Here is a 1,899-nt window from a genome sequence, read left to right on the forward strand (position 1 = left end):
GGCGTCAATAGCGTTCAGAGTCAGGGCTGGCCGCCTTGAGCGTCGGCCGGGGAAGCAACGCCCCGACCAACCTCTCAATCCAAACACCCAGATCGCGTTTGTGGAGCAGATGACGCGGCGGATCTCCACGTCGTAGTCCAGGAACGGCACGAACTCTGTCCACGCCCGCGTCCAGAGCGTCCCGATCGCCGGGTACTGGCCGCACCAGCGGGCGGCGAACTCGTCGTAGCGCGCCTGGGCCGCGGCCTCGGTGGATGCGGTGTAGACCGGCCGCAGGTCCTTGGCCATGGCCTCCCAGTCGCGGCGGGAGGCGTAGCGGAAGGTGTTGCGGATCAGGTGCAGGATGCAGACTCCCGCTGTCAACCCCTCGGTTGAAGGAGGGGTCGGTGGTGCTGGCGGGTCCAGTCGTCCTCACGGATCGCGGTGAACATCCACCAGTCGATCATGTGGCGCATGCGGCGGTTCGCCGCGTAGCGGAACCGGACCTGGCGGGTGCGTCCGGAAGTGCGGGTGATCGGCGACAGCCCGGCCTCGGCCAGCAGTGCGCCCGCTGCGGGGAACCGGTGGCGGTCCTCGCCCATCTCGCTGATCAGAGTGGCGGCGACGACCGGGCCGGCACCGGGGAAGCTGGTGAAGATCGGGGTGTCGGGGTGGCGTTCGAGCAGCTCGTCGAGTCGCTTGTCGTAGGCGCGCAGATGGGTGTTGAGCATCCGTAGCTGCTCGGTGAACAGGTCCGCGGAGAACGCCTTCCCGGTCACCGTGCCCTCGCCGGCGGTCAGTAGGTGCGGGCGTAGTCGTTCGACCAGCACTTCGGGCTTGGTGCGCCCGGAGTAGCCGTGGCGGCGGCAGAACCCGTCCATCCGCGCGGTGCCGATTCGCCCGGCCTTCTCGGCGGTGGGGTAGTCGGTGATGAAGTCCAGGGTGATCTCGCGGTCCAGTGTGGAGAACACGAACGCGTCGAACGCGTCGGACTTCGCTGCGCCCATCCGATAGCGCTCCCGGGCCCGGGCAGACGGTCTTCGGCGACACGCAGAAGGTCTCCAGCCCGAGGGCGTGCAGGTGCTCGACCAGCAGCCCTTCGGCCCGCTCGATCGCGACACGCAGCTGGTTCCGGCCACTGCCGGTGAGTAGCCGGTCGAGCTGGTCGAATCCTGCCGTGTCATGCTGCACGCGCTGCTGACGCACCACATGCCGTGGGCGTCGATCAGGCAGATTGGGTGGAACGAGCCGCCCCAGTCGATGCCGGCGAACACCTCCGCAGGCGAGGAGGGCTCGTCGTTGCTGGAGTTGATGGAGTGGGTGACGTGGGCCAATGGTGCTCCCTGCGAGTCTGATCCCCGCAACATGGCCGGCCTCGTCGGAACCTCATCTCGGCACTCCACTCGCCGGTGGGTGCTGCTCCCGCTGACCGATGCGAAGCCCGCCACCGTCTCGGGCGGACGGGTCTGCATCTGGACCTCGAAGGTGACGGGTCTGCATAGGTCCTCCCCGAGACGGTGCAGGTGATCACCGGGACCTCCCCGGCCCGACCATAGTGGACGGATGAGTGGACGGATGAGGTCTGCACCACGGTGGCCGGCCAGACGGTGGTGATCGTGTCGCCGAGACCGGTCAGGCCGTCGCAGACCGCGATGCAGACGTCGGCGGTGCCGCGGTTCTTGATCTCGGTGAGCACGGCGAGCCAGTACTTCGCGCCCTCGCCGCCGACGCCGGCCCAGATCCCGAGCACCTCACGGCGACCGTCGACGGTGACGCCGATGACGACGTAGAACGGGCGGTTGGTGACCTGGCCGTCGCGGACCTTGGCTCTGGCGCACTTTGCGTGATGGGGCGCGTGGGCCTGGACTCAGCGGGCGTGGAGGACGCGGGTGCGGAGCAGCTCGAAGCCGGCTCGGCCGA

The 1,899-nt window shown here is 68.6% G+C and carries 1 protein-coding gene and 2 pseudogenes; all 3 read right to left on the reverse strand.

The genetic code is table 11. The features are described 5' to 3' along the window. Window positions 1–90: 90 nt before the first annotated feature. A pseudogene (locus tag ABZ881_RS30880) lies at window positions 91–348 on the reverse strand (transposase); the annotation flags it as partial. Window positions 349–359: 11 nt separating this feature from the next. After that, window positions 360–986 carry a transposase gene (locus ABZ881_RS30885; RefSeq protein WP_358489588.1) on the reverse strand — a complete coding sequence of 209 codons (627 nt, stop codon included), beginning with the start codon at window positions 984–986 and terminating at the stop codon, window positions 360–362. A gap of 560 nt (window positions 987–1,546) precedes the next feature. Next, a pseudogene (locus tag ABZ881_RS30890) lies at window positions 1,547–1,804 on the reverse strand (transposase); the annotation flags it as partial. Window positions 1,805–1,899: the final 95 nt, after the last annotated feature.

This window comes from Pseudonocardia sp. NPDC046786, from assembly GCF_040645415.1.
GTDB lineage: Bacteria > Actinomycetota > Actinomycetes > Mycobacteriales > Pseudonocardiaceae > Pseudonocardia > Pseudonocardia kongjuensis.

Bases quoted from the DNA above. Each gene is read 5' to 3' on its own strand.
- ABZ881_RS30885 (WP_358489588.1), bottom strand. From the start codon at position 986: ATGGGCGCAGCGAAGTCCGACGCGTTCGACGCGTTCGTGTTCTCCACA.